Here is a 21,790-nt window from a genome sequence, read left to right as displayed (position 1 = left end):
TGCTAGATTAGTCTCAGGGGAATAGCAGGTAAGATTTTGATATGGCACGGGTTAAGCCATCCCACGAACGTCGTAGGGAAGAGAGACAGCGTACAAGGCTGCGCTCCGGAAAGATCGTGGGGCTCGATGGGCGTTTCATCATCGAATGCCAGTTCAGCGATATTGCGCCCCATGGCGCCAAGCTGAGAACTGTCGAAGTCCCGACCCTGCCCGAACGCTTCTGGCTGTTTGACGATTATTACGGACGCGCGCTTCTGGCCCGCGTGGCCTGGCGGGATGGTCGTGAAATGGGTGTGGAGCTTGTATCCGACCCGGCGGTCGCACCGCTCGATGACGAGCGCCTCGCCCAGCTTGCAGGAAAATACTATTCGCTGTGACTGACAGGCTCTGCGTTGGCCTGCTTCTCTGACTGCTTGGCCGGTGCCGTCGGTGTCGGCGTGCCGCGCATGTTCATGGCACGGATTTCTTCCGCTGAAATATAGTTGAACTGCTCGACCAGAAGGTCCTTGATGACCGGCTCGGGGAACCGCGCATTGAGATCGGTGATGATCGAGGCACGAACGTCCTCGAAACTCACCTTCTCGACCTCTTTCGTATCCGAATAGCTGCCATAGAATTTACGGAATATCTCATCGTTGATGAAGAATTCGAGCGGCACGGTCAGCTTCTTGCGAATGTTCGAATCGACCGTATAGACAAGCTGCGTCACCACATAACCGGCGACGCCGCCATTCGAGATGATCGGCACGCTCATCACATCTGTCTTGACGTAATCCACGCCGCCAAATCCACTGGTCGCCGCCTGCGCCCCATCCGAAGATGAGACGTTCTGGCGAACCGCCAGGAAAAGCGAGCCGAAAGCGACGGCACAAATCCACAGACCGATGGCAATGATGCGGATCATCGTGCGTGACCGAGCCTCACACTCTGCATGCTGTAGGTGCCGTCGGCTTCCTGCGTTTCCAGCGCACCGCGAATGAGATCAGCCAACTCACCAACGGCCCGCAGATGCAGCTGCAGCGCTTCGCAGTTCTTCTCAAGCTTCTGCTTCAGGCTGTCGAGCAGCGGCTGAAGCCGCTTCATCGTCGCCGGTTCGGCAGCACTGGCCGCTTTCTTGATCGCCTTGTTGAAATCGTAAAGCCCACGGCTCTTGCGGGAGTTGATTTCCGCCAGATCCGGATTGCCGCCCTCCAGAAGAAGGCGCGTTTCAGTATCGATGACATCTTCCAGACGTTGGATTGCCCGCACGACCGGCTTCAATGTGGGGTTCTCGGCCGGTTCCTCTGCCAGCGCCTGACCCGGTTCGCTCGTGACAGTGACGATTTGCGAATCCTCTGGCGGCAGGCTGTTTTCAGAGCTTGTCTCGGTCATTTAGGGGTCCTCAATTATGAAGCATGGCGGACGCTATGGTTGCGGGCCAATCAGCCGCGCGCGCTGTCCGTATCGCTGTTGTTGTCGAGTTGCTTTTGAATGAGCTTGCGTTCGAAGCCATGCACGATGTCCTTCGATACGCCGTTCTGGCCCACACTTTCTCCCAGATTATTGATCACGTCTCCTAACGCTATCGTCGTCGGCGCGTCTGCCCGCCCGTTGCGCGCCGCCTGTTCCTCAAGCAACTTGGCAATGCCGACACCGCCGCCATCCGCCATCTTGTTTGCCATGGCTTCCGCCATCATGGACTTCCAGTATTCACCGGCAATCCCCTTCCCGAAGGTCGCCGTCGTGTCACTGGTGAACATCGACTGCACGAAGGATTGCAGCATGAAGGCCTCGAACTTGCGATAAGCCGGACTGGCCGCATTCTGCGCATCCGGTCGTACGCTGACCCCAGCCGCAAGGCTGTCGGAAAAGCTGGCGAAATTATCCCGCGTCAGTCCACCACCGGCGGCGGGTGCCGCCATTGCGGCTGCCCCAGTGGATGCCACCATGGTCCCGGATGCGGACGGCGCTCTCAGCCGTTCCGCCGCCATGCGATAGGCTTGCGGATCGGCTGCACGCGCCACGTCCATCACCAGATCTGACGGCGGGTTGATCGCCATGCATCTCTTCCTTCTTTTAGAGCGCGTTTCGATCTGATTGCATCAGATCGGCGCTCTAAGGGCTAATTCTGCCGCGCATCCTATCCAAAAACCGCTTCGCACTTTTTGGGACGCGTTCTGATCGTCCTTGCGCGCATCTTGTCCAAAAATCGCTTCGCACTTTTTGGGATGCGCTTTGTTACTTGCACCATAATGGGTCAAACTTGACTGAAACTTGTGCGTGCGCTCAGCCTCGATTTTGCGCTCAATCAGGGTTTTGCGAGCGATTTGTCGTTTTCCGGCTAATAAATTCCTCGATCAGGCTGGAAAGTTCCCGCCGTTCGCGATCATTTTCAGCATCCGTCAGCCGCTCTTCCAGCAACCCGACACGTCTTTGTTCCTGCAGAAGTGCTTTGCGCTGTGATTCGAGACGCTGCCCGAGCTGCTGCGATTCGGCGGCATTGGTTCCAAGACGCTTGATGAGCAGCGATGGATCGATATCGAGCGTATCGCCATCATAGCGGCGATCCTGCATGGCGATAAGCGCCTCCCGCTCCTCATCCAGCGCGCCCTTGCGTGCATTGGCTGCGGCAAGAGCCTGCTCCAGCCGGGCGCTTCCGAGCTTTTGCAGTTCAATCAGCTTTTTCAGATTGCGTGGATTCGTCATGGCCACCCCTAAAACAACTCGCGAAGCTGCGTCGCAGTTTCGTTGGTGAAGAAGCGCAGGAGTTCCGGCAGGATGAAATAGACCACCAGCAGCCCTCCCCCCAGCACGAATGGCATCGATACGAAGTAAACCGGTATGGTCGGCGTCAGCTTGTTCACCAGACCGATGGCAAAATTGACGAGAATCGCAAAAACGATGAACGGCGCTGCAATACGCAGTGTCGCCAGAAAAGCCGCCGAAAGCGCATCGGTGAAATCGATCATCGCCGCATCGGGGCGGAACTGCCCGTCAACCGGAATGGCCACATAGGAATTGAGCAGCGCCCGGAAGATTTCCAGATGCATATCGGTAATGAAGAACAGGAACAGTGCGCTGAAGGTGACGATGGTGGCAAGTGTCGCCTGCGGTTCACTTTCCGTGATGGCATCGGCAGGCGAGCCGGAATATCCGACTGAAACCGCCATCGTGTTTGCCATGAATTGCAACGCCCAGAAATAGATATGTGCCAGAATACCGATAACCGCGCCGACGAACATCTCGCTCGCCATCAGGCGGAATAGAGTCCACGGCTGCCCGGCATCGACAACGGTAACGATACGCTGCAGCACCAGCGGCAGGACTGCGAATGAACAGGCCAGCGCAATATAGAGCCTGACCTGCAACGGAATGCGCGCACTCGAAAGCCCCGGCATCAGCATCAGGCACGCACCGACCCGGCAGAACGCCAGAACGGCGGCCAGAATGATTTCGTTGAGCGGCAGTTGCGCGACAGGCACTCAAGGCCCTTTCATCGTATGAAGCAATAACTAATCCCCCTCGCCCTTCGATACGCCAAGCCTCGGCAAGCTCGGCTTGGCTCCTGAGGATGAGGGCCGCAGGATCGAAGAACGCCGTCCTCTTACGAAATCGCGCCGAGTGACTTCACCTCCACGCCACGTGCGATTTCGACATGGGACAAGACAGGCAGGGTGGCGAACAGACGCTCGATAATCATGCGAATGTATGGCCGCGCTTCTGGCGAGGAAACCAGCACGAAACGTTCGCCATTGTCGAAATGCTTGCGAATGACGGTGGAGGCCTCGGTGCCAAACTGTTCCAGCAGGCGCGGATCGATGTCGAATTCGACGATTTCACCTTTGGCGTCACGCTTGAGGCTCTGGTGGAAGACCAGATCCCAGCGATTGCCCAGACGCAAAACATTCAGCACGCCATTGTCGGAAAGATCGCCGCAAATCTGCTGCGCCATGCGCATGCGGACATGTTCCACAATCATTTCCGGGCGGCGAACAAGCGGTGCGATCTCCGCAATGGCTTCAAGGATCAGATGCAGGTTGCGGATGGAAATGCGTTCGGCGAGCAGCAGCTTCAGCACCGCCTGCAGGCCCGAATAGGAAATATGCGTCGGGCAGATATCTTCCAGAAGCTTGCGATATTCAGAGCCGAGACGGTCCAGCAGAATGCGCATATCCTTGTAGGAAAGAAGCTGGGCCAGATTGTTGCGGACGATTTCGCTCAAATGTGTCAGCAGGACTGAGAGATTATCCACGGTCATATAGCCATCGCGGCGGAGATCGGACGCAAAGGTTTCCGGCACGGAATAGGCGCGCATACCGAAGGCCGGTTCGCGCACTTCCTCACCCGGAATGGATGGGATCGGGCGGTCGCCAAGCACGACAAGCGTTTCACCGACGCGCAGCTCGTGGCTGGCGACTGCCGTGCCGTGTATCTTGATGCGATAGCTTTTCGGCGGAAGCGCGATATCGTCCGTGACCTTGATTTCAGGGATGACGAAACCGTATTCCTGCGCGAACTTGCGGCGCATCTTGTTGACGCGATGCGCCAGCTCCTGCTGCGATGCGATCAGGCGGGCGGAAAGCTGCTTGCCGAGGCAAAGTTCGATCTGGTTGGTTTCGAGTGACGCCTTGACGGAATTGCGCTCCTGCTCTTCCGCTTCGCGCTGCTTCTTGCCGGCCTCGTTGGCTTCCGCCTCGCGCTGGCGCGCTTGTCGACGGGGTACGGCAATACCGATGAAAGCCATTGCGCCACCGAGCATAAAGAACGGGAAGGCTGGCAGGCCCGGCATGATGCCGAGGACGAAGAGCAGCATCGCCGCAACCAGAAGCGCCTTCGGATAGGCACCCAGCTGACCGAAGATCGCCTGATCGGCGGAGCCGCGTGTGCCGCCCTTCGACACCAGAAGACCGGCGGCAAGCGAGACGATCAGGGCCGGAATCTGTGTGACCAGACCATCGCCGACCGACAGCTTGGTGAAGACATCGGCTGCGTGCGCAATATCCATGTCGTGGCGCGTAGCGCCGATGATGATACCGCCGAAAATATTGACGGCGGTGATGATGAGACCTGCAATCGCATCGCCGCGCACGAATTTGGATGCACCGTCCATGGAGCCGAAGAAGGAGCTTTCCTCTTCCAGCTCGCGACGGCGGCGCTGCGCTTCCTTTTCATCGATCAGGCCGGACGACAGGTCGGCATCGATGGCCATCTGCTTGCCGGGAATGGCGTCGAGGGTGAAGCGCGCGCCCACTTCCGCGATACGCGTCGCGCCCTTGGTGATGACGAGGAAGTTGACGATGATGAGAATGCAGAAAACGACCAGACCGATGACGAAGTCGCCGCCCATCACGAATTGCGAGAAGCCGTGGATCACATGACCGGCGGCAAGATAGCCTTCATTGCCGTGGGTGAGAATCACGCGTGTCGTCGCGATATTCAGCGACAATCGCATCATGGTGGCGATCAGCAGCACCGTTGGAAAGGCGGAAAAGTCTAGCGGGCGCTGAATCCAGAGCGCAACCATCAGGATCAGGACCGAGAAGGCGATCGAAAACGCCAGACCAATATCCAGCACGACAGCCGGAACAGGCAGGAAAAGCACGGTCAGGATGATGATGATGCCAACCGCCAGCCCCATATCGCTGCCGGTCAGAAGTCCGCTTTTCATCAAGGGTTTAGCCGCTGCCTGCTGCACATCCGTCTCCTGTTTCGGGACGGACCTTAGCTCGCGAAGCTTGCGCGAAGGCTACGTGCTAGAACCCCTTCTCGATACGAGAATAGGCCAGCAGCGTGAAGGAGTTGATCTGCGCACCGACGAATGGCGCGGTCAGGGCCAGCACGACGAAAATGACGATGATCTTCGGCACGAAGGTCAGCGTCATTTCCTGAATCTGCGTCAGCGCCTGGAAAAGTGCGATGCCGATGCCTGCAAGCATGGCGGCAAGCACCGCCGGACCGCTTGCCATAAGCACGGTCCAGATTGCAGAATTGACGATATCAAGCGCGTCGGCTTCGTTCACCGCATCGGTCCTAGCTGATCTTGACGCCTGCGCCGATCATCAGCGTCTTGCCGTCTTCCAGTTCGGCCAGCATGCCGTTGGACTGGATGGTAACGGATTTTACGACGCCCGATATGCTGCCATCGGCATTGGTCAGCGTGCGACCGATCCAGCCTTCGGCCTGTGTCAGAGACGTATTGGCGATCAGCGTTTCAAGCTTGCTGTTCATCTGCACGGCCTGCTCGACATTGGAGAAGGTCGCAAGCTGCGAAACATATTGCGTCGCGTCCATGGGCTGCGTCGGATCCTGATTTTGCATCTGGGTCACCAGAAGCTTCAGGAAGGAATTATAATCGACGCTCGCCTTGTTGGCCGCGGAATTGCTGTTGTTCGTCGTGTTGTTATTCGTCGTATTTGTGCCAATCGGCGGTGTCGTGGTCATGGGTTTGCCTCCGCAGATTTCCGGGTCGCAGCCACGGGCAAAACAGGGCTCTCAAGGCCCATCAGTTCGGCCTCGCGTGGATATTGCGCGCGAATTGTCTTGAGCGCCTCGAAAATGCGCCCGTTATGCACCAGCTCGTCGACCAGCTTCAGCGCATTCAGGATTTCCGCATCCTTGAACGTCGAGAACATGCCTTTCAGCATCTGTGCGAAAGTGGAGTGGGCCTGTTCGCGCATGGCCGGTTCGATCAGCATCATCTGCGCGGCGAAATAGAGCTGGCGCAGCGGCGTGGTCGTGTCTTCCGGCTGGAGAACATGGTTTTCCAGAAGGAAGGTCGCATCGTTCAGGAGTTCGAGCGAGACCTTGCGGTCGGCTCTCAGTACGGCACCGTTGATGAAGATTCGTTCGCCCGCGCGCAGCGAAAGGCGAATGGCCGGTTTTCCGTTTGGGGTCATCTCAAAGCCCGTCCCGGATCGATTGTGTGATCTCGATCAGCGTGGCGTAATCGTTGCTTTCGCCCTGACGGATGCGCTCGATTTCCTTCAGCACGAAAATACCGACGGAAATGATCGCAGCCTTCAGTTCCTTCGGCAGCACATTTTCCTCGGACCCCAGATCATCGATGATCGTGGTCCAGAGCTTTGTCGTGAAATAGGTCGCGTCAATTGCCTCACGCGAGCCGCTGCCATTTGCCTTCGCCGCCTCGAGCATTGCGATGGAACGGTCGAACAATGCCCGTTCCCGTTCCTTGGCGCTCGCCATATCGTCATTCATGACATCTTCGTAGCGCATCTGATACATGGTTTCTCCGTCTATCAGTTCGGACGGGCTCGCATCATGCTGCGTCCGTCCTCATTTCATCTCAACTATCTGAGATAGTTGAGCAGGCTCATATTCTGCAGCTGAACCGTCAGCGAATAGGACGTTTCGATCTGTGTCTTCAGAGCGTTGACGCGTGTCGCCGCTTCATAAGGATCGACTTCTTCGAGATTGAGAACGGACTGGTTCAGGATCTTTTGCTGCGCCACAATGCGCGTGGTTGCAGCTTCGGTGCGCGACTGGGCGAGACCAAGCGTCGTCTGTTGCGACGTCGTTTCGGTGATTGCAGTCGTCGTGGTCTGCATCGCCTTTTCAGTCAGGGCATTGAAAGCGGAATTGTTGAGGCCGATGGTTGCAAATTCGGCCACCATAACCGCCGACATGATGGTCTTGCGGAAACCGTCGGCATTGGCCGAGATCGATGTATCCGCCGTTTCTGTCGGCGAAATACGGCTCTTGATCACCGTGTCCGATGCATCCGACCAGTTTGCGGCCCAGTTGGCATCGTTGAACTCGTCGGCGAAATCACCGTCCAGAAAGGCCTTCATTTCATCGCCGGTGATGTTCGCCACCTGCGGATCGTCGATGGCAAAGCCGAAATGCGTCTGAAACGCCTGTCGCACTGCTGTTTGCGCAGCGCTGCCTTCGGTATAGTCGGCAACCGGCTTCACATCGGTGTTCACACCGGCGAAGATATATTCGCCGTTATAGCTGGTGTTGAGCAGACCGGTGACAGAGTTGAGAATGGACTTTGCCGACTTTGCAATCGTGGCAGCGCTTTCAACGGTATTGTTGGCGCCAGTCAGATCACCCAGAAAATTCTGCGTGTTCTCGATGATCGTACCGGCAGCGGTCTGCGTCGCATTCATGCGCTGCTGCACCAGCTTGTTCATGTCTGTCAGCACGGTCAGACGGTCATATTCCTTGCGCAACGATACGGTCTGGCCAGACTTGGAGCCAAGCGACAGGCCGACATCGAACACGGTTCCCGTGGTCGCTTCCTGCTGCGCCTTCAACATCTCGGCCTTGTTCTTCGCCACAAGGGCTCGCAGGGCTGACGTTGCGCCATAGGTGGAAATCGATTGCGCTTTCATTGGCCTCACACCGCGTTGAGAAGATCGTCGAGCATTGCGCTGATCGTGGTCAGCACCCGGCTCGATGCCTGATAGGAATGTTCAAGATCGAGAAGCAGCGCCATTTCGGTATCCATATCGACACCGTTGGCGTTGGAGAGGGCTGTGTCTGCCTGACCGGCAACCGTCGCATTATAGGAGAATTCGCTGTTGGCCTTCTGGCGCTTGCCTTCAAGCCAGCTGATCGACGATGAGCTGTAGTCCGTCAGGCTGGAGTTTGTCGCCAGACCCGCCACCGAATTGAAGGTCATCGGCTCCGAAAATGCTTCGTTGAGTGCACGCAGGCGATCGCTGAAACCTGCCCCACCTTCAGTATTATATTTGTAGTCAGGCCCGTTGGCCCCACCGTCGCGCAGAAGAAGTGAGCTGCCGCCTTCAGACGTAACGAAAGCCGAAGACACCTTGATGGTGCCTGCAATACCTGCCGAAAGGCCTGCACCAGGAACATCCGGCGATCCGCCCCAGCTGAACAGGCCCGTCTTGTCCGCGCCAACACCGGTCTGGTCGCTTTCGGCAAACATCGTCACCAGATTGCGCGCAATTTCGTCAAGCTGCATCTGGTATTGCGGGGCGATCTGGTCACGCAACTGCAGCAATCCGCTCAGGCGGCCCGTTCCATAAGGCTGGTCGAACGTCTCGTGGTTGAGCGGAACGCCATCCACCAGCACTGCCTTGCCGGCAATACCCGGCGCCAGCACAGTCGATTGCTCGAAGCTCACCTTGCGCGCCGTGGTCTCGAACAGTGTCACGCCGTTTTCGGCAAAAATGACCATGTCATTATCGCCGCGCATCATGGTGGTGATGCCGATCTCGCCGGAAAGCTGCTTCAGGATCGAGTCGCGCTGATCCATGTAGTCGGAGACATCGCGATTGGCGCGCGTACCGCCGACGATCTCCTGATTGATCTTTTCGAACTTGGCGAGAAGATCATTGATGTTGGCGACAGAATCCGCGATTTCACGGTCCGCATCATTGCGCAGCGACTGAACCTGCTTGGTTCCGGCATTGAGCGCATTGGCAAGCGATTGCGCCGTGGAAACAACACTGTCGCCAAGCGCGCTGTTGGACGGAGAAGCGGCAAAGGTCTGGAGTGCATCGCGCAAATCGCCGATCAGTGCCGATGGCGAACCGGAATAATTATCTGCCGAATAAAGCGACGAAAGGCGGTCAAGCCCGCCTGCGAGAATGGAAGAGGAAGAAGCCGTACTGTTGGACTGGATGAACTTGTTGAACAAGGCTTCATCCGCCGACCGGCTGATGCCCACGTAAAGAGAACCGTAGGGCCCCGATACGAGAGAAGCCGTGCGCCGGGAATAATCCGGATCGTTGGCGCCCGCAATATTGCGAGAGACAACGGAGGTCTGCTTGGACGTTGCCGCAAGCGAACTTTTGGCCGTCAGAAGAGCAGAACTAAGCGACATCTTACCCCATCCTACAAGTGCATCCCCGAAAAGCGCGAAGCGGTCTCGCGTCCGGAAATGCGGCTAAAACAAACACTTGGAAAGCCCCTGATAATTCCGCTTATATCGGAACTGCCCCAGCGTGCGCGGACCGTACCTGTTGCCTGAACGGTCCGTATTCTCAATGCTGCAATTCCGGGGAAGACTTCTTTGCCATCCCCGGAATCGTCTCGATTTATCTCTTCAGATTGACCAGCACGTCCATCAGTTCGGAGCCGGTCTGGAAGACTTTCGAATTGGCTGTGTAGCTGCGCTGCGCCTCGATCATGTCGGTCAGCTCCTGCGCGATATCGGCGTTGGATTCCTCCAATGTGCCCGACATGATCTTGCCCAGACCTTTACTCTGGGGATAGCCGAGATTGACCTCGCCCGATTCCGCGCTCGGCAGGAACACGTTGCCGCTCACAACCGTCATGCGATCAGGGCTTGCCACATTGGCCAGCGGAATGCGCGCCAGAACCTTCTGCGTGCCGTTTTCGTAGATGGCGACGACCGAACCGTCATTGGCCACATCCACGCCCTTGACCGCAGATGGTGCCTGACCGTTAATCTGCGCCTGCGAAATGGTGTAGTCACCCGCGCGCTGCGTCGATGCTCCCAGATTAAGGTTGAGGTTCTGGCCGCCATAAGGCCCAAGATCGACCGCAATGCCACCTGCAGACGTCATGTCGCCGGTGGTCGGATCGAATGTCAGCGCTGTCGGGCCGCCAACCACCACATTGTCAGCAGCATTCTTGACCGTGACGCTCCATTCATCCGCGCCGGTCTTGGTGAAATAGACGTCGAGCGTGATCTTCTCGCCCTTGTCATTATAGGAGATCAGCGACGTCTTGTGATTGAACTCGCCAGCTGCCGGGACCTGATCGGTAGACGGCAAATTAACGGTGAAGTTGCCCGACGTGCTGGCCTCGGCAGGAAGTGCGGCGCTGTTGACATTGATGATGTTCAAACCGGGAACCGTCAGGGCGCCAGCCGGGTCGTTCGGGCCCGCGCCCAACAGATAATAGCCGGCTGAGTTGACCAGATTGCCGTTCTTGTCGGGAACGAAGGAGCCAGCACGGGTCAGGAAGGTCGAGCCGTCCGCTCCCTGCACCACAAAATAGCCGTTGCCGTCGATGGCAAGGTCTGTCGTGGACGATGTGGAGCGGATGCCGCCCTGGTCGGAAATGCCGTAACGAACATCAGTCAGAACGCTGCCGGAATTATACTGTCCGCCAGTGCTGGGCAGAACGAGCGACGAAAACTGGGTTTCCGCACGCTTGTAACCGACGGTGCTCGCATTCGCGATGTTGTCAGCGACCGCCGACAGGCGGTTCGCCTGCGCGTTCATTCCCGAAACACCGGTCCGCATCATACCGTAGAGGCTCATTGGCAGCTCCTGATTAGTTGTAGCAACCAGCTCAAAGTCCGAAACTATCGGGCTGGAATTCGTAAAACCGAGCGACTGAATCGGCACACCGATCCAATCATCCGCGGTAAAGCTAATGGACCACGCTTGCGTGAAACTGTAGCCTCGGGATTTTCTACGCTTTTACTGAGGGGACAGGCGCGATTTCAGAAATCCGGAAATGTGCTCGAAATCGCGATACTGGGGATTATGGAGATGCAGCAATATCACTCGATATTGATGCAGTAGCCGAGGAAGCGCTTGGAATCGATCGGATCGAAACCCATCTGCTCACGCAGCTTTTTCCGCAACTTACTGATATGGCTTTCAACGACGTTCTCTTCGACTTCACTGTCGAAGATGCCGTAGATCGCGCTGAAAATCTGCGCCTTGTTGAGGCGGCGACCGCGATTGGCGATCAAATATTCCAGGATGCGGCGCTCGCGACGCGGCAGTGGAAAATCGATGCCATTGATCTGCGGATCACGACCATCGGAGAAAACACGGATCGGACCGAGCTCCGTGCCGCTATCATTGGAAGCAGCTGATGCACCTGCACGGCGGCGGATCGCATTGATGCGCGCAAGGATTTCACGCACATGCACCGGTTTGCGAACAACATCGTCAACCCCGGATTGAAACAGCTCAAGTGTATGTTCAAGCGAGGGGCGATCGTTGACGGCGATGACGGGCGCCTTGCAGCGTTCACGAATCCGGGCTGGAAGGCGATGCTGATCTGCACATTCGCCGATCAGAAAAGCTTCGACAGCCATAATATCCTGTTGTGGAACGCTCTCGACCCATTCGTCGAAATCGGTAGGGGTAAAACCTGTTGTCGTGATGCCTTCGCGACCGAACCAGGAAGAGTATCCTTCAGTCACTATGTCTCTGTCGTCTACGACAACAATCATCGGCCCGCCTTCCGAATCAATATGTTAGCCCAAGCACGATAGGAATAACTGGCAGGAGGAATCAGCAACAATGGCAATTAATTGCCCGCAATATATTGGGAGGTAATTTAGTATATTCTAATTTAATGGGAATCGCACTGATTGCAATGCGCCTACCTCTTTAGCCGTAAGAACCTTAACCATATGTTAACGGCTCACGAACTTTTACGATTCTTTACAAGGGCTTAAAAATCCACGTGCTAATTTAGCGCCAACCGGGCTCGGCAATCATAGGTTGAGCATAGGCAAGCCGGGTGTATCTGACGTTCTGTTACAACCTGTAAAATTCCAAGGGATCCCTGTTCAGCCGAAGCAGAAGCTTCGTGCCTGTGGCGTCCAATTTCCGAAGCCGGTGGCGACCATATTCGTCATCACGCGACAGACATAACGCTTCTGGGCGGGGTCGTTGTTCGGCCCTGCGTGATAGCGTGCAACCGCCATCGTCCAGTTGCCTTCGCGCTGTCGAAGCTGCCGCAGAAAACGCGCCGCATAATCAACATTGAGACTCGGCATCAGCATCGCGGCGACCGACGGAAATTCCTTGCCGTGATAATAATAGTTGATCTGCATGCAACCGAGGTCGACCAGCTTCGCACCTTCGGCCCGCACTTCTTCGAAGCGTCTCACCGCCGCCATTTGCGATGGCATGAATTCGGCACGGCCTTCAATATTCATCGCATAAGGTTGCAGGGAGTTCTTGCGACCGGTTTCCGTGAGGCCGACCGCGTAGAGTATGCCAAGCGGCACATCGTAGCGGGCGGATGCCCGGTGCATTTCACGCTCGCAGATATTTTCGGCGCGGGCCGGGCTGCTATCAGACAACCAGGCCACGGCCATCATTGCGAGAAATGCCGCTCCCGCTGTCCTGAGCGGTTTGCATGTCTGAACGCTCGCGTCCTGCCTGACCGGATTCGCCATTCTGCCTGCCCTCGCCGCCCATAAAACCCGCCTGTGCCTCAGCGCCGTTTCGCCCGTCGAAGCCCTGCTGCATGTTGAAAGCTTGCTGACCCGGTTGCTGGCCACTCGCCTGTTGCTGGCCCGCATTCTGCGATGCCTGTGCCTGCTGGACGGCACCTGCCGCGTTGCGGTCAGCGACTGTCACCGAAATTTTCGCATCGTCTGCAATGCCCGCCGCTTTCAGTGCTTTCTCAATCATCGAGCGGTCAGCGGCGAGCGCTTCCGCCGCATGGGTCTTTTCAGCGACGAGATGCACCTCGATACCTTCCGACGCCACACGGATACGCGCCGTCACCGCTCCAAGCTCAACCGGATCGAGCCTGATCTGCAAGGTCTTGACCGTGCCGAAGCTGCGCTCGGAAACCACATGAATGTCGGCTATCCGGGCTGCTGCCTGCGATGGCGTGGTGGCTGCCTTGATGTCTGCAGGCGCGTTACCCTTTGCGGGTGGCTGCTGCTGGATATCGGTTCTGTCGGGCATTTGACCCGACTGCTGCTGTGCCGACCTCTTATCAGTTTTCAGAAGGCTGGCGAGATCGTCCGAAGCGTTTTCGGCCTGATTGTCGCCGGTAGCCTTCGGTGCGTCCTGATTGATTGCCTGATCCGGTTTGGTGCTGGCCGTTGGGATTGCCGCGGCCTTCGAAGGCACTGTTTCAGGCGTGCGCTTCTTCAGATCGGCCTGCAGCTCGCCCCCCTGTCCCTCGACCTGTTTCGGATCGATGTCCTTAATTAAGGCAGAAAGCGGATCGGGGGCATTTGTGTCGTTTTTTGCAGTATTCGGCGTGGAAAAACTGTGATTTGCCCCCTTCAATTCAGGCGAAGAAGCATCCAAAGAAAGGAGATTTTGTGGCAAGGCAAACAGAGCGACCGGCTTTGAACCTTCCTCATCCTTCGTATCTGTCTCATCCGAACCCGCATTGGCTTCGCTGTCGCTCTTCTTTTCGACCTTGCCCTGAGGCTTTTCGAGAAGCGAACTGAACAATTTTGCCGGGTCAGCATTATCCTGTGCCTCGCCCTCGGCTTTTGCCTGGGAAGGACCCGAATTTCGGGCGAGCGAAGCAAGTCGGCTGGTGGAATTCAGCAAAATATCAATGCTCATTGAACGGTCTTTCCTAGCAAGGCATCGATCTCGGCGAGCTTGCGCCGCGCATCTTCCATCGTTTTCTGCAAATCGTCTTCCGGCTGGTTTTTGACCGGCTTCATGCTAACCGCCGCCGGGGTCGGCTCAGGTTTTACGGCCTCATGCTCCTGCGAATCCGCCACTGCCATTGGCGGCACATCCCGTTCGGTGAGAGCGGGTTTTGCAGGCGGCAAAGCATCTGGAGTGCGTGTAACCACCGTGCCGACCGCTTCAGCGGCCTTCAACAATTTCCGGTCACGCTCCTGCAATTTGTCGGGTGAAATCTGCGACAGTTCACGCAGCGCACTGCCCGCCGAATCCGAAGCCACATCGCTTGCCGCCGCATAAAGATTGGCGCGGGTAGGGTCGGCCTTCAGCCTGTCAGCAAGTTTCTTCGCCTCTGCCGACATGAAACGCGCCCGTTCCGTCTGGCCATCAACGAGCGCACCGCGCGCGATTTGCAGATAAAGCGAATATTGCATCACCGGATCAGCAGAGCCGATCAGTTTTGCCAGCTCCGCATTGCCGATACGGTCGTTGAGTTTCACCGCAGCATCAACAAATTGCGCCATGAAATCGCGCATATAGGGCGAACGCGGAAAGCGCTGGAGATAGTTGCGCGACAGGAGCCTGATCTTGTCGGCATCGCCGAGCTTGGCCGCAATCGGCATCGAACGGCGGATTGCCGCTTCCTCAAACAAGGTGCCCGGCGCATCGAGCCGCACCTGATCAAGCCGCATCAAGGCCGTCGCTGGGTCGAAGGCGGTCATCTGGCTCGCGGTGACAAGCACGATGGATGCCTTCAGTTCCGCCGGAACATCAGGCGAAAGCGGCACCGAGAAAAGCTTCACGACTTCGATCGTCTGGCCGGAAGCATAGGCCAATGCGCCCTTGACCAGCTCCGGCGGCACGGCATCGGTCTTGAGGTCGGCAAGAACCTTGCGCACCGCTTCCGGATTGCCGCCGTTGAAGAGATAGATGATCGCCGCGTAGACATTTTCCGGATTGCTCCAGACGTCATTCGACGCTCGGCCCATATCCGCGCTGACAAAGCCCAGAAGCTTGTTCAGCATCACCACTGCTTCCGGTTTTCCGGCGACGACCTGATCCTGCAGCATGCGCAGCGAACGCACGAGCTTGTAAGGCTCCAGCACCGGCAGCGCGCGGGTCTCAGCCGGTGCCTGCGTTTGCGCAAAGACTGGATAGGCCGCTCCCATCAGGGAGAAGCCTGCAACACATGCCAGCAAAGAGCGCATGGCGAGCTGCATCATGGAGCGGATTTCAGGAAAATATCGATGCGGCGGTTTTCAGCCGCATTCGGATCGCTGGCGTTCTTGGGCTGGCGGTCTGCATAGCCTTCAACGCGCAGCACACGCTTTTCATCGAGCCCGCCGCGAACCAGCATGTAATAAGCCATCTGCGCCCGCGCCGAAGACAGACGCCAGTTATCATAGGTCGCGCTCTTGAACGGTCGCGCATCCGTATGCCCACTGATGATGACTTCACCCGGCTGGCGGGAAATCACCTGCGCTATACGCTCCAGCATCTGCACCACCCGCGCATCCGGCTTGGCCGAGCCGATGGTGAACATGCCATAATCGATCTTGTCGGTGAGCTGGATCATCACACCGCCATCGACCGGAACGACCGTCACATCCGGCATTGGCTCGGCCTTCTTCGCCTCAATCCCGTCTTTCGCGGCTTCGCCCTCAGCTGCCTTCTTCAGGTCGGCAATGAGCTGCTCCTGCGTTTCTGCAGGCTTTGCAGCTTCCTCCGGCTTCGGCTGTGCTGTTTCCGACTTGGGTGGTGCGGCAGGCGCAGCATCGGGCGGGGTCAGGTCATCGACAGCCTTGCTCGACCAGTAATCCGGGCTGAACGGATCGCGATAGGCTTCACCGCCTTCGGCACCCGTTGCCGGACCGGATTGCGAGGTACCGCCATCGCCCTTGGCCGACTGGTTCTGCAGAACACCGGTTTCATGAGCCAGTTCCGAGAGGACCGCATAGGGTTCGCGGAAAAGCTGGCGCTCTTCCTGGTCGCTTGGCAGCGCAACCGTCGTATCGTTGATGACCTTCGTGCTGTTTTCGATCTTCTGGTCGCTCTCATAGCGAACCTTGCCGTCTTTTTCCTCGACGTCCTGCACGCCCTTGGAGCTTGAATGCCGGTCCATCAGCTTGACGGGGTTGAAATAGCTGGCAACCGCTGCCTTGGTTTCCTCATTGGCGGCATTGATGAGCCACATGACGAGGAAGAAGGCCATCATTGCAGTCATGAAGTCGGCATAGGCGATCTTCCATACGCCACCATGATGGCTGTCATGATCGTCGTGCCCGCCCCGGCGAACAATGATGATCTCACGTTTGGTTTCGGGATCGATGCTCATTGAACCGCAGCCTTCAATTCTTCAAGAAGCGGCGCGATGCGCGTTTCAAGCTTCCGGTCGCCAAAGGAAAAGGAAAGTTCTTCCGCCCCGGTTTCTGAAAACCGGCAACCATGCGGCAACAGGGCCGCATGATCGCGAAGCGGAGCAATCAGTCGCGCCGGACCGGAGATTTCCGGTGCTTCGCCATCGAGCGCCAGCGCCGCAATGCGCCGCGCAAATTCCGCGACCGCCTCACGCTCCATCTTTTCCGCCAGAAAAGGCATCAGGATTTCGGCGATCTGACCGGAAAAGTTTCGTTCAAGCGCGGTCAGCGCTTCGGTCAGACTACCCGCCAAGAGCAAGGCCTGCTCACGCGAAAATGCAGCGCGCAATGTCTCGATCTCGGTCTCATGTTCGCGCAGAAGCCGCGTCTTTTCAGCTTCGTAAAGCGCCTGAGCTTCCCGGTGGCCGTCCTCACGCCCTGCTTCGAATGCCAGGCGCTTTTCTTCCTCGATGGCGATGATGGCGGCGACTTCGGCCTGCTCGGCAGCGGCGGCTTTCTCAGCCGAAACGGGACGCTTCGCTCCATCGCCGCCTGCCTGCGGCGGGGGTGTGTCTTTCAGCGGCATCTGCGGCGCAGGCGCAGCAATGATCTCGATCGCCTCATCCTCGATATGATGGGTCGAAAAGTCGGGAAGATAACGGCTGAGGGAAAGCGCGCTCATCGTCAGGCCGCCTCAAGCTCCGGCATGGCCGAAGCCTTTACGGCCGATTCCCTCAATGGTTGGGCTTCGCGGCTCGCGGCGGTTTCGTGAATCCACTGCTTGAGAATGGAGGCGACGCGCTCCTCATCCATGTCGATCATCTGCTCCAGACGTAGCTTGGCAGGCATGCGCATGCGCTGGCGAAGATCGCTGAGGCTGGTCTTCATCTGATCGGCATAGGCCTCCGGCCCACCGATGACAGCCTGCACGCCTTCACCAGCCGCCTGACCGCCGACGAAATTCGGCATTGCCACTTCACTCGTCTCGCGGACTGCCACTTCCGTGCCGGTTGGCTTGGCATTCTGGTCACGCAGCAGCGGACGCAGACCGAACCAGATCAGGAGACCAACGGCGGCGAGGATTGCAAGCGCATTGACATAGGAGCCGCTCTGGCGAAGCACAGTATCGGTCCACGGCGTGGAGACCGGCTCCATATCGGCACCGGCAGGATCAAGGAAGTTCACCGCCGTCACATTGATGACGTCACCGCGATCCGCATTCAGACCGGCAGCCGTTGCAACGAGGTCGCGGATCTTGGTGATCTGCTGATCGACGAAATTGGCAGGCGGCGGCGTGGTACCCGCAGTTTCCAGAAGGCGCGCCTGATCGATGACCACGGCAATGGACAGCCGCTTGACGGCATAGCCGTCGCTGACGGTGGAGACCGTCTTGCTGTTCATTTCGTAATTGGTCAGCTCCTCGCGGCGGTCGGTCTTTTCCGTCGAGCTTTCGCCGTTGCGGTTCTGGATTTCTTCCTGCGGAATGTTCTGTTCCACACCGGTTGCATTGTCGTTACGATTGTTGCGGGAATCGCCGCTTTCACGGACAACACGTACGGAACGCTCGACGCGGGATTCAGGATCGTAGGTCGTCTCGTTGATCTGGCGGCGGTCCGTATCGAGCACGGCCTGAACGCTCGTCTGGAAATGGCCAATGCCGAGATAGGGCGCAAGCGCCTTGCGGATGCTGTCATCCACATTGCCTGCAACCTGCTGTTCCAGCGAGGCGGTCATGAGGGCTGCGCCATTGGCAGCTTCGCCTGCCGATGCCAGCAGACGGCCGTTGGTGTCGAGAACAGTGACGGCGGAAGCATCAAGCGACGGGACGGCAGCGGCGACCAGTTGGCGGATGGACTGTGCGGATTCGGCAGCAAAGCCGCCTTCGGCGCGGATGACGACCGAGGCGGACGGCTTCTGGTCGCCACGACGGAACGAGCCTTTTTCTGCCATGACTATGTGAACGCGCGCGGCTTTCACACCACGAATGGCCTGGATGGTGCGGGCGATTTCGCCTTCAAGCGCACGCACGCGGGTGATTTCCTGCATGAACGAGGTGAGGCCGAGCGAACCCATATTGTCGAACAGCTCGTAACCGGCATTGTTCGAGGTCGGCAGGCCCTTTTCAGCCAGATACATGCGGGCATTTTCAGCCTTGCCGATGGGCACGAGGATGGACGAGCCGTCAGCCTTCACGTCGAAAGGAATGCCTGCTTCACCGAGCGCAAGACCCATGCGGTTCACGTCGTCACGCGAAAGGCCGACATAGAGCGTCTCGTGGGATGGGCGGCTCAGATAGATGCTCGTATAGAGGATCGCGCCCATGAGTGCCGCGCCCACCAGTCCGAGCGCGATGAGTTTTCGCGCGCCGAGCTTGCCGAGCGTACCCTTGAGCTGTTCGATCAATTGCTGGAAATTCTGCTGCATCCACACCACCGCCATAATGATGGATGCAAACTAGCCCGCGAAGCTTGCGCGAAAGTGGCGGCTGATGAAGCAAGCGCTTTCTAATGCATGTCTCCCAAAAGTGGGAACCGCCTTCGCGGGGGACTCAGTCCACTGGACTGATTTCTGGTCCCGCTACGATGGGATAAAGACATGCATAAAAACAAAAGTTTAAAGCGGGTCGTAAGAGTACGATAAAACGCGACACGCTTTAATACAGAAATGAGCGCAAAGAATTGGGGCGCGGAATAAATCCCGCGCCCCGTTTTCCGCCCAAAGACATCCGATCCGATCAGGTCGGTTCGGATGCGAACCCCTGATTTACCTGAGAACTCGCGAGCGCCGGCAACCCGGCGCCCTTGCTGTCTACTCAGTTATGATTAGCCGCGGAACAGCGACAGGATCGACTGGTTCGAAGAGTTGGCAATCGACAGAGCCTGAACGCCGAGCTGCTGCTGAACCTGCAGAGCCGACAGACGTGCCGATTCCTTGTTCATGTCAGCGTCAACGAGCGTGCCAACGCCCTTTTCGATGGAGTCCTGAAGACCCGACAGGAAGCTCTTCTGGCTGTCGATCTGCGACTTGGCTGCACCGAGGGTCGCTGCGCCGGTAGCCAGCGAAGCAAGAGCGGTTTCAACCGTGTTCAGAGCCGTGCCGATAGCAGCGTCGTCCGAGCCGGAAGTGAAGAAGGTTGCTGCAACGATGTCAGTAACCATGGTCTTCGCATCGGTGTCGGCAGCGGCAACGGTGATCTTGTCAACCGTGACGGTAGCACCAGAACGATTGTACGAAGCAACAACGTCGAGATCGGCGGTCGGGCCGTTCAGCAGGTTGGAACCAGCGTAATTGGCATTGCTGAGAGCAGAGTTGATGTTGGAAACGATCGACTTGATTTCAGTTTCGATCTTGGTCTTGTCTTCCGTGCTCGCACCCAGAGCCGAAACAAGCTTGGTCTTGATGTCGTCAACCGATTCACGGATCTTGTTGATCGCGGAATAAGCGGTATCGACCTTGCCTGCGCCGAGGCCGAGAGCGTCCTGAACAGCCGAGTTGGCCTTGTTGTCGGACTTCATCGACGTCGCGATGGACCAGTACGAAGCATTGTCCGAAGCTTCCGAAATGCGGAGGCCGGTCGAGATACGGTTCTGGGTCGATTCCAGTGCCTTGTTGGTCGAGGAAAGCGTCTGGAGAGCGGTCAGAGCCGACGAATTTGTAAGAATGCTAGCCATAGTTTTTTGCCCCTTGGGAAAAACAATCTGAGGGACAGGCCGGGTTTTGGATTACCGGCATGGTGGAGCGGCATCATGCCTGTTGCCGCGTAACGCGCGGAAACCCACCATGAGCCGACAGTTAGAACCCAAACATTAAATAAAGGCTAATTTATTCAGTCGAAATTTAACGGATTCGCGGATTCCGATGCAGAAACTTGATTGGCACGGTTCGAAGCGTACCAAAATGGGTCAGGAGAAGGATCGTATGAGGCTTCCGACCAGAATATTCCAGCCATCGATCAGCACGAAGAACAGAATCTTGAACGGCAGCGAGATCACCGTCGGCGGCAGCATCATCATACCCATGGACATGGTGAGCGTCGCGACGACGAGGTCGATCACCAGAAATGGCAGCACGATCAGGAAGCCGATTTCAAAACCGCGCCGCAGTTCCGAGATCATGAAGGCTGGAACCAGCACGCGGAAATCAACGATGCCATCATCGCCGGTGCGGAAAGACGGATCGGCGAGGTCTTCGAACAGACGCAGATCCTTGTCGCGCACCTGCCCCATCATGAATTCACGGAAAGGCTGCGATATTTCACCGAATGCAGCTTCCTGTGTGATTTCATTGCGCATCAGGGGCTGCACGCCATTGTTCCAGGCCCGGTCGAAGGCGGGCGCCATGACATAGAAGGTCATGAACAGGGCAAGCGAGATCATCACCATGCTGGCAGGCGCGGTCTGGAGGCCAAGCCCCGAACGCAAAAGCGAAAAGGCGATGGCAAAACGCGTGAAGCTCGTCACCATGATGAGCAGACCCGGCGCAATGGAAAGCACCGTCAGAAGTCCGAACAACTGCACGATCTGGCCGCTCGCAGCACCACTGCCCGCAGGCAGCAGATTGTCGAGCGTCAGCGGCTGCTGCGCCTGTGCGGAAACGGTGAGAGCGAGCGTCAGGAGAACACCAAGACCAAGAAGTTTTTTCATTCTACGACCAGTGCCGAAATGAAAACGCGTTCGACAGCGCCTTCCGAACGCAGGCGTGCGCGTTCTTCCAAATCGGAGCGCAAATAGGCAAGCCCGGCCGCGCCCTGCAATTGCATGAGGTTGACACTGCGCAGGAAGCTCAGGAAATCATCGCCGACGCTTGCCGCCACCGCCGCCGGAATTTCATGGCCCGGTTTTGCCACCAGCGAGGCTTCGAGACGCACCCAAGTATTCTGCGGAATGCCGAGATTGGTGATGATCGGCTGCAGGGGCACGACAGTGCCGATGGAGCGTGACTCGAAATCACCCTGCTTCGGCTTGTCTTCCTTGCCGGAAGGTTTGGCCGATGCCAGCTGATCGGCGGAAATCATGCCGCCCAGATACCAGCCGCCACCGCCCGCGATGACGGTCAGAACCGCGACGGCCGCCAGCAGCCCCGTCAGGGAGCCTTTCGCCTTACCGTCTTTTTCCGTTGCCGTCGTGTCACTCATGCTCA

24 protein-coding genes are annotated in these 21,790 nt (G+C 57.6%); 1 reads left to right on the top strand and 23 read right to left on the bottom strand.

Annotated features, from left to right (window positions below):
* Positions 1-41 precede the first annotated feature (41 nt).
* Positions 42-377 (top strand): PilZ domain-containing protein, encoded by a 336-nt coding sequence (locus ABDF71_RS20805; RefSeq protein ID WP_010660757.1) that lies wholly within the window; start codon positions 42-44, stop codon positions 375-377.
* On the opposite strand, the gene ABDF71_RS20800 is transcribed toward ABDF71_RS20805, so the two are convergent.
* From ABDF71_RS20800 to ABDF71_RS20690, 23 genes are all read right to left on the bottom strand, one after another.
* Positions 365-904, bottom strand: a complete 540-nt coding sequence (locus tag ABDF71_RS20800) for a hypothetical protein (RefSeq protein WP_258125040.1) — start codon at positions 902-904, stop codon at positions 365-367. The genes ABDF71_RS20805 and ABDF71_RS20800 overlap by 13 nt on opposite strands.
* Positions 901-1,371: a hypothetical protein gene (locus ABDF71_RS20795; protein ID WP_010660755.1), complete on the bottom strand. Its 471-nt coding sequence runs from the start codon at positions 1,369-1,371 to the stop codon at positions 901-903. Before ABDF71_RS20795 ends, ABDF71_RS20800 begins: the two co-directional genes overlap by 4 nt.
* Before the next feature lie 50 nt (positions 1,372-1,421).
* The gene (locus ABDF71_RS20790) at positions 1,422-2,039 is read right to left on the bottom strand and encodes a rod-binding protein (protein ID WP_010660754.1); all 618 of its coding nucleotides are present in this window, start codon (positions 2,037-2,039) and stop codon (positions 1,422-1,424) included.
* 244 nt (positions 2,040-2,283) lie between these two features.
* Positions 2,284-2,685, bottom strand: a complete 402-nt coding sequence (locus ABDF71_RS20785) for a hypothetical protein (protein WP_029929860.1) — start codon at positions 2,683-2,685, stop codon at positions 2,284-2,286.
* 8 nt (positions 2,686-2,693) lie between these two features.
* Positions 2,694-3,461, bottom strand: a complete 768-nt coding sequence (fliR, locus tag ABDF71_RS20780; protein ID WP_151576797.1) for a flagellar biosynthetic protein FliR — start codon at positions 3,459-3,461, stop codon at positions 2,694-2,696.
* 122 nt (positions 3,462-3,583) lie between these two features.
* Positions 3,584-5,647, bottom strand: a complete 2,064-nt coding sequence (gene flhA / locus ABDF71_RS20775) for a flagellar biosynthesis protein FlhA (RefSeq protein ID WP_010660751.1) — start codon at positions 5,645-5,647, stop codon at positions 3,584-3,586.
* Between the two features lie 85 nt (positions 5,648-5,732).
* Positions 5,733-5,999 carry a flagellar biosynthesis protein FliQ gene (gene fliQ, locus ABDF71_RS20770; RefSeq protein WP_006469393.1) on the bottom strand — a complete coding sequence of 89 codons (267 nt, stop codon included), beginning with the start codon at positions 5,997-5,999 and terminating at the stop codon, positions 5,733-5,735.
* A gap of 10 nt (positions 6,000-6,009) precedes the next feature.
* Entirely contained in the window at positions 6,010-6,420 is a 411-nt protein-coding gene (gene flgD / locus ABDF71_RS20765; RefSeq protein ID WP_010660750.1) for a flagellar hook assembly protein FlgD, read from the bottom strand.
* Positions 6,417-6,875 (bottom strand): flagellar biosynthesis repressor FlbT, encoded by a 459-nt coding sequence (gene flbT / locus ABDF71_RS20760; RefSeq protein ID WP_012093496.1) that lies wholly within the window; start codon positions 6,873-6,875, stop codon positions 6,417-6,419. The genes flgD and flbT overlap by 4 nt, the downstream gene beginning before the upstream one ends.
* Position 6,876: 1 nt before the next feature.
* Complete coding sequence (gene flaF / locus ABDF71_RS20755; protein ID WP_010660748.1) at positions 6,877-7,221, bottom strand: flagellar biosynthesis regulator FlaF; 345 nt, start codon at positions 7,219-7,221, stop codon at positions 6,877-6,879.
* 65 nt (positions 7,222-7,286) lie between these two features.
* Positions 7,287-8,333: a flagellar hook-associated family protein gene (locus ABDF71_RS20750; protein WP_029929853.1), complete on the bottom strand. Its 1,047-nt coding sequence runs from the start codon at positions 8,331-8,333 to the stop codon at positions 7,287-7,289.
* A 5-nt stretch (positions 8,334-8,338) separates the two neighbouring features.
* Entirely contained in the window at positions 8,339-9,793 is a 1,455-nt protein-coding gene (gene flgK, locus ABDF71_RS20745; protein WP_010660746.1) for a flagellar hook-associated protein FlgK, read from the bottom strand.
* Between the two features lie 214 nt (positions 9,794-10,007).
* Complete coding sequence (locus ABDF71_RS20740) at positions 10,008-11,201, bottom strand: flagellar hook protein FlgE (protein ID WP_010660745.1); 1,194 nt, start codon at positions 11,199-11,201, stop codon at positions 10,008-10,010.
* Between the two features lie 245 nt (positions 11,202-11,446).
* Positions 11,447-12,130 carry a flagellar transcriptional regulator FtcR gene (ftcR, locus tag ABDF71_RS20735; RefSeq protein WP_010660744.1) on the bottom strand — a complete coding sequence of 228 codons (684 nt, stop codon included), beginning with the start codon at positions 12,128-12,130 and terminating at the stop codon, positions 11,447-11,449.
* A 342-nt stretch (positions 12,131-12,472) separates the two neighbouring features.
* The gene (locus ABDF71_RS20730) at positions 12,473-13,009 is read right to left on the bottom strand and encodes a transglycosylase SLT domain-containing protein (RefSeq protein ID WP_029929849.1); all 537 of its coding nucleotides are present in this window, start codon (positions 13,007-13,009) and stop codon (positions 12,473-12,475) included.
* Entirely contained in the window at positions 12,984-14,225 is a 1,242-nt protein-coding gene (locus ABDF71_RS20725; protein WP_258125038.1) for a flagellar hook-length control protein FliK, read from the bottom strand. The genes ABDF71_RS20730 and ABDF71_RS20725 overlap by 26 nt, the downstream gene beginning before the upstream one ends.
* Entirely contained in the window at positions 14,222-15,463 is a 1,242-nt protein-coding gene (locus ABDF71_RS20720) for a chemotaxis protein (protein ID WP_373418764.1), read from the bottom strand. Before ABDF71_RS20720 ends, ABDF71_RS20725 begins: the two co-directional genes overlap by 4 nt.
* A 50-nt stretch (positions 15,464-15,513) precedes the next feature.
* Positions 15,514-16,629, bottom strand: coding sequence for a MotB family protein (locus ABDF71_RS20715; protein ID WP_258125036.1), 1,116 nt, complete (start codon positions 16,627-16,629; stop codon positions 15,514-15,516).
* Positions 16,626-17,333: a hypothetical protein gene (locus ABDF71_RS20710; RefSeq protein WP_151576791.1), complete on the bottom strand. Its 708-nt coding sequence runs from the start codon at positions 17,331-17,333 to the stop codon at positions 16,626-16,628. Before ABDF71_RS20710 ends, ABDF71_RS20715 begins: the two co-directional genes overlap by 4 nt.
* 2 nt (positions 17,334-17,335) lie before the next feature.
* A complete protein-coding gene (fliF, locus tag ABDF71_RS20705) occupies positions 17,336-19,090 on the bottom strand; it encodes a flagellar basal-body MS-ring/collar protein FliF (RefSeq protein WP_500061711.1) in 1,755 nt (584 codons plus the stop codon).
* 383 nt (positions 19,091-19,473) lie between these two features.
* Complete coding sequence (locus ABDF71_RS20700; RefSeq protein ID WP_258125035.1) at positions 19,474-20,322, bottom strand: flagellin N-terminal helical domain-containing protein; 849 nt, start codon at positions 20,320-20,322, stop codon at positions 19,474-19,476.
* Positions 20,323-20,553: 231 nt separating this feature from the next.
* On the bottom strand, positions 20,554-21,294 hold the full coding sequence (gene fliP, locus ABDF71_RS20695; protein ID WP_010660736.1) for a flagellar type III secretion system pore protein FliP: 741 nt from the start codon (positions 21,292-21,294) through the stop codon (positions 20,554-20,556).
* A complete protein-coding gene (locus ABDF71_RS20690) occupies positions 21,291-21,785 on the bottom strand; it encodes a flagellar basal body-associated FliL family protein (RefSeq protein WP_010660735.1) in 495 nt (164 codons plus the stop codon). The genes fliP and ABDF71_RS20690 overlap by 4 nt, the downstream gene beginning before the upstream one ends.
* Positions 21,786-21,790 lie beyond the last annotated feature (5 nt).

This window comes from Ochrobactrum sp. WV_118_8, assembly GCF_039631535.1.
Lineage (GTDB): Bacteria > Pseudomonadota > Alphaproteobacteria > Rhizobiales > Rhizobiaceae > Brucella > Brucella anthropi.
Note: the sequence above shows the minus strand (reverse complement) of the source record. Positions and strands in the feature narration are given on the sequence as shown.